At 37.6% G+C, this 5,770-nt stretch carries 6 protein-coding genes and 1 pseudogene; all 7 read left to right on the forward strand.

The features are described 5' to 3' along the window. Positions 1-84 precede the first annotated feature (84 nt). On the forward strand, positions 85-915 hold the full coding sequence (locus K5Q58_RS20350; RefSeq protein WP_220755682.1) for a GGDEF domain-containing protein: 831 nt from the start codon (positions 85-87) through the stop codon (positions 913-915). Positions 916-1,056: 141 nt separating this feature from the next. After that, positions 1,057-1,467: a TetR/AcrR family transcriptional regulator gene (locus K5Q58_RS20355; RefSeq protein ID WP_220755683.1), complete on the forward strand. Its 411-nt coding sequence runs from the start codon at positions 1,057-1,059 to the stop codon at positions 1,465-1,467. A 294-nt stretch (positions 1,468-1,761) separates the two neighbouring features. Next, a complete protein-coding gene (locus K5Q58_RS20360) occupies positions 1,762-3,519 on the forward strand; it encodes a pepsin-like aspartyl protease (RefSeq protein WP_220755684.1) in 1,758 nt (585 codons plus the stop codon). 26 nt (positions 3,520-3,545) lie between these two features. Next, complete coding sequence (locus tag K5Q58_RS20365; protein ID WP_220755685.1) at positions 3,546-4,040, forward strand: GNAT family N-acetyltransferase; 495 nt, start codon at positions 3,546-3,548, stop codon at positions 4,038-4,040. A gap of 118 nt (positions 4,041-4,158) precedes the next feature. Then, positions 4,159-4,947, forward strand: a complete 789-nt coding sequence (locus K5Q58_RS20370; protein WP_220755686.1) for an SAM-dependent methyltransferase — start codon at positions 4,159-4,161, stop codon at positions 4,945-4,947. Positions 4,948-5,048: 101 nt separating this feature from the next. Continuing rightward, entirely contained in the window at positions 5,049-5,327 is a 279-nt protein-coding gene (locus K5Q58_RS20375) for a hypothetical protein (RefSeq protein ID WP_220755687.1), read from the forward strand. Positions 5,328-5,360: 33 nt separating this feature from the next. Continuing rightward, positions 5,361-5,770 (forward strand): annotated as a pseudogene (locus K5Q58_RS20380) (hypothetical protein); the annotation flags it as partial.

Genomic DNA, 5,770 nt, shown 5'->3' on the forward strand with positions numbered 1-5,770 from the left:
GTGTGATTAAGCTGATATTTAAGTAAACATAGATTTTTTTTTAAATAAAAATACTTTAGAGGTAAAGGTTGAATTGGAGAGGCTATGGATTTATTTGCATCAATATTAGTGCTCTTAGGCTTACTTGGGCTTTGCCTTGCTTTAAAGCCTGCTTACTTGATTTGTGCTTACTCTCAATTTAGTAGCAAGGGCTGGCTAACTTTGCTGTTACTGATAACGCTGTTTATTGTGAGTTATTTAAGCTATTTATCATTACTGCTTAAAAACCAGGTAACAATTAACTTTATTCACTTGGTCGTGGCTGGGATCTTTTTTGCTGGTGGCTGGTTTGTTTATTTGGTCACTCATTTGAGTAAGCAAACCATTTCGAATATGGATATCTTACTGAAAGAGAAAAATCACCAAGCCAACCATGACTCACTTACAGGTTTACCCAATAGGCAGCAATATTATCGTCATATGGATAAAGTCATTGCCCAAAAGCCGGATTGTTTTTACTGCCTGATGCTCGATATTAATAATTTTAAAATGATTAACGACACCTTTGGGCATTCTGAGGGCGATCGAATTTTACAGATAGTGGCCGAACGGGTAGACAGTGTAATGCCAGAAGGTGCACTTGCTGCTCGGATTGGTGGAGATGAAATTGCGATTATTATTCCTGACCTAAAAGAGAAAGATATCTCCATTATTGCTAAAGATATAGAACAAGTCTTGTTAATCGATATTCCATGTTCAGGACATTTGATTGTTATTGGTGCCAGTATTGGTATTGCACAATATCCGAAAGATGGCCAAGACAGAAAATCATTAATGAAAAATGCTGATATTGCGATGTATCATGCTAAGCGAAGCGAAATAGCCCACCAATATTACCAAGTCCATTTACCGTCATTACAAGTACCTCATTTATAGCTCGCAGCAGATGAAATATTCAGCTTGCCAATGAGTTGAACGATGAAATTGAGTGTAAATAAATAGAGGTTAACAAGAAACTATACAAGCGTTAATTCAGTTGTTATACAATGCGGTTCTCAAGTTTATTCAGAGATAATTATGACAACAGAACAGCGCTTACTGAATGCGGCAAAAGAGTTAATTAAAGAACAAGGTTTAATCAACTTTTCTATGTCGGACGTGCCAAGGGCTTGCGGATTATCTCGAGCTTGTTGTTATCAAAATTTTAGAGATAAAAACGAAATTCTAGCAGCGCTTTGTATTGAAGAAATTCAATTGAATATTCAAGTGATTAAAGAGCAGCGCTACCGTGATTTTGTCGGTACGTTTAGTATGGTTCTAAGACCAGTGATTTTTAATCATTTAAAAGTTAAAGATCAATTAGCGCTTGAGCATATTTTTGCTGAACTATTACTTTTGATAAACCAATTACCTGAAATTGAAGAGTTTAAGTTTTTAAAACGAGGTTGCGAGTTTATCGATATGGAAAGAAAGCTGAACCCTCGCTAACTTTCGTTCAAGTATCTATAAGAAGCCTTATCCTGAAATTGCGATAAGGCTTTTTTATGCCTGCATATTTTGTGTTGGTTTCTTAGTATCGATTTGGCTCATTAGATTTACAGTCTCAAACAATTTTTCATGATGAATATTCTGTGTTTACTCATCTATTTCGTGACAAATGTTACATTGTTAATTTAAAGTAAAAGGCATAACGCAATGAATTGCCTGCTGTAAATTTGTTTTGTAGCTGTGCACCTATCGATAGCATTTCAAGTGTATCAATAGCAAGGAAGCAAAAGTTTAATGAGTGAGCAAGTCAAAAGTAGTGAAAGTGTAGCCAAGGAAACTGCTATTAAAGAGGCGGCGATATTAGAAGAGCAAGCGCTAAATCAGCAAGCCGCCATTCAAGCCTCAAATGATGATCATCATCAACACCTATTAGGCCACTGTCATCACCATAATCAAATGCAACAACATCTAGATGATATTAAGCAAGATGTTGCAGACGCTGTTGATGCTGTAGGCACAATGCTTAAAACCAACGCTGAATCAGAAATAGTATCTGAAATTGAACCAGCTAAAACTAAAACTCGCACAGTAAAGTTACCCCTAGTAAATGTGTATGCCAAAGGTGGTTACTGCGTACAAATGCGCCTTGGCAGTGAAGGTAGCTTGGCTAATTTAATTGTTGATACCGGTAGCAGTACGCTTGTTGTAAAAAAGCAGGTGTATCAGCCTCATGAAGACCAATATCTGCAATCTAGTCCTTTTGCCCAACAGGTCATATATGGCGCAGGTGGCTGGGATGGCCCATTAGTGCATACCAAGGTGAGTGTGAATGAAGATGGTCTCAAGCACGACCCATTAGCTCAAGATTCTTTGGATGAAAATACCTCAACCCACGTCCCACATTTAAACTTAGCGCATCAGCCTTTATCACTTAACAATTGTCCTGTCGCGATTGTGCCTTCATTGCAGCAACAAAAAACGTTCGCAAATGCAGACGGTATTTTAGGGCTGGCGTATTATGGGCTTAATAAAAGCTATGATTTAACAGCCTACATCGAAAAACATAAAATTAAACCTGCCTCGACCTTTCCATGGCCTTTTTCAGAGCCAAACTCTGTGTGCCCAGCCCATTGCGAGCATGATGAAAAGAGCTGTGATGAAGCAGACGAGTCAGAGCGTTTTAGTGGCGAGGATTTAAAGCGTTTCAGAAAATTCTTGAAAAAACAGCCACAGCAGACCGTTGTACCTTATTTTACTCGCCTTAACAAAAATGGCTTAACGCACAATAAATTTGGCTTTTATTCAAAACGTTCGAGCATCCATATTGCTAAACAAGAGTATACCCAAGAGCAAATTGCAGCTGACCCACTTAACAAAGGTTGGTTAATATTGGGTGGGGGTAAAGAGCATACCGAGTTGTATCAGGGAAAGTTCAAAACCATCGATGTCATTCATAATCGTTATTACAACGTCAAACTGTATTCAATGCGGGTGGGTGAACAAGCAGAAGTAGAGGCTCCAGCATTACAAAGTCAGTATGTCGCATCCCATAAAAGTAACGCCATTATTGATACCGGCGTATCAGGTATTTTACTGACAGACTTGTTATACAAAGCCATGATGACTGGATTTAACAATGTTTCTAGTGACTTTGTAACGTTAGTCGAGCCATTCAAAGATATCAGTTTTCAAGAGAAAGGCATTGATATGGCCGAGCTATTTAAAGGCCGAGATATGACAGGCCATCATCCTGATGATTTAAGCCACTGGCCGACACTGCATTTTACATTTGACGGTGAAATCACTAACGAGTGCCCAGATAAACAAAATGAAGTTATTGATAAAGCGATAACCATCAGTTGTAAGCCTGAACATTATTGGCAACTCAACTCGCCAAGCCCAGGTAAAGCGTGTTTTAAAATATTAAGCCAGCTACCAAGATGGCCAAATCAATGCTTATTGGGAACGCCATTATTGAATGACTATTATGTGATTTTTGATAGATCGGCCCATGAAACGGGAGTGATTCGATTTGCAGAGCAAAGGGATTAGTATGGAAGCGAAAGGGCGATATTCACATGCATGAGTTTGAAACTGAACGATTAACAATGCGGTTGTTGCAAGCTGAAGATAAAGACTTTTATATCGGACTTTATTGTGACCCTAAAATAATGAGACATGTTTCTGAGCCATTTAGCTTGGCTAAAGCGACATCAACTTTTGAAACAGGGCTTTTATTAAATAATAAAATACCTTTTAAGCAGGTTATTTGGGCCATTATTAACAAAGGTACTAAAGATGTAATTGGGATTCAAAGTATAGCTATGCGGTATGAAAATGAATTGCATGCCGAAGCAGGCTTGATGCTAGCTCGAAGAGCTCAAGGCAAAGGATTCCCTGAAGAGGCTTTAGTTGGGATGTTAAATTATTCTTTTAACTATTTAAAGATGGAAACAATTTTCGCATATTGTTCTGTTAAAAATAGAGCAAGTGAGCGGGTTGTAGTCAAGGCTGGATTTAACCTTTTTGCTTCCGATGAAACTCAGCGCAGTTTTTATATTAAAGCTAAGTGATACTTATAGTTACAAAAAAAGTATAAACTAGGTGGTTAACAATTTAAAAACAAGTTTATAACTGTTATCTTGTTGGAAATTGTGTCTTATTATTCATAATTATTAAAAGAGCACTAGTATGTCTGGAAGCTTGGCTTGTGTTGGTATTGGTATGACATTAGGGGCGCATATTTGCCCGTTAAGTAAAAGTTATATTGAACAAGCTGATGTGGTTTTCTCAGCGGTTTCTCATGGTATTACCGAGTTGTGGCTACAGGAAATGCACTCGGATGTGCGCAGCTTGCAAAAGTATTATCAAGAGGGGAAAAATCGCCAACTTACGTACAATGAAATGGTCAATGCCATGATGACTGAAGTGAGGGCGGGTAAAAAAGTGGTTGGGGCTTTTTATGGTCACCCAGGGGTTTTTGCCCAAGCACCGCATAAGTCAATTGCAATGGCAAAAGCTGAAGGCTTTGCAGCAAAGATGATTCCAGGTATTTCAGCAGAGGATTGCTTGATTGCAGATTTAGGTATCGATCCTGGCCGTTTTGGATGTCAGCAGTTCGAGACTAGTCAGTTTATGTTTTATAAACGCCAATATGATCCCTCTTGTTATCTTATTTTGTGGCAAATAGGTCTGGCAGGAGATCGTTCGCTAGCTAAATTCTCAACAGGCGCTGCACATCGCCAAGTTTTGGTTGAGTTACTGGCAGAAAAATATCCATTAGATCATCAAGTGATTTTATACGAGGCTGCTGTACTTCCAATAGATAATATTCGCATTGAAACTTTGTCACTTTCAGAGTTGGTCACAGCTGAGATTCATATGCACACAACCCTAGTTATACCACCGAGTGAAAAAATGCAGCCAAATGAAAAGCTTGTAGCACGTTTGGCTGAAATTGAACAAGAATTAGCGCAGTAGGATATCGCGCAGTTAAATAGTGTATTAGCATAAGTTGAATTGCTGCATTATAACTAAAAAACGTCGTTAAATCGGCACTTTAGCAATCTTAAGGAGACAAAATGTCAAGTATTATCAAGTTACTAGAACGCATGGGACAAGAATCTGGTTTAACAGAATCTGCAATCGAGTTTGAAACTGCCATTACAGAATCGAACCTAAATGAACAATTAAAACAAACTATGCTGAATAGAGATATTGTCGCTTTAGAAAAGGCGTTGGATATTTGTCCTGATGTTGTTTGTATTTTATTTCCAGCAGATGAAGAAGAAAAAGAAAAAGAGCAAGAAGGTGATACTAAACCATCTGAAGATAAAACAGAAATCGCTGCAACAATATAATTAATGCTTAAGATTTGTGGTTTTCTTATTCTAATGACATTCATCACTCCAGTATGGAGTGATGAAAGTCATGATGTTGATCTTTTATTGGAGCAAGCTGATAAAGTAAGAACAAGCGACGCAATCCAATTTAATCAAATTATGAAAGATTTGAAGTCTGTTGAATTGAATTTCTCAAACTCTCAAAATGATCGCTTTAAGTATTTAACTGCATATCAAATGGCATTTAATGGAAACTTTGTGGATGCTCAGGTCCTTTGGGAAGAGTTGAGTAAATCAGGTGTTTCAATCGAAGTTCAATTTAGAGCAAATATATCTTTAATAAACACAATGGCCTTTTCTAAACAGTGGAATGAAGGCTTAGTATATTTAGAAAGAAACTTAGAGCTTCTCCATCTAATTAAAAATTCCGAAATAAGTCAATTAGGTATTTCAGTAACTGC

Source organism: Shewanella sp. KT0246 (assembly GCF_019654955.1).
In the GTDB taxonomy this organism is placed as follows: domain Bacteria; phylum Pseudomonadota; class Gammaproteobacteria; order Enterobacterales; family Shewanellaceae; genus Shewanella; species Shewanella goraebulensis.

Coding starts and splice junctions, on each gene's coding strand:
- K5Q58_RS20370 (WP_220755686.1), top strand. CDS start 4,159: ATGTCTGGAAGCTTGGCTTGTGTTGGTATTGGTATGACATTAGGGGCG.
- K5Q58_RS20365 (WP_220755685.1), top strand. CDS start 3,546: ATGCATGAGTTTGAAACTGAACGATTAACAATGCGGTTGTTGCAAGCT.
- K5Q58_RS20350 (WP_220755682.1), top strand. CDS start 85: ATGGATTTATTTGCATCAATATTAGTGCTCTTAGGCTTACTTGGGCTT.
- K5Q58_RS20355 (WP_220755683.1), top strand. CDS start 1,057: ATGACAACAGAACAGCGCTTACTGAATGCGGCAAAAGAGTTAATTAAA.
- K5Q58_RS20375 (WP_220755687.1), top strand. CDS start 5,049: ATGTCAAGTATTATCAAGTTACTAGAACGCATGGGACAAGAATCTGGT.
- K5Q58_RS20360 (WP_220755684.1), top strand. CDS start 1,762: ATGAGTGAGCAAGTCAAAAGTAGTGAAAGTGTAGCCAAGGAAACTGCT.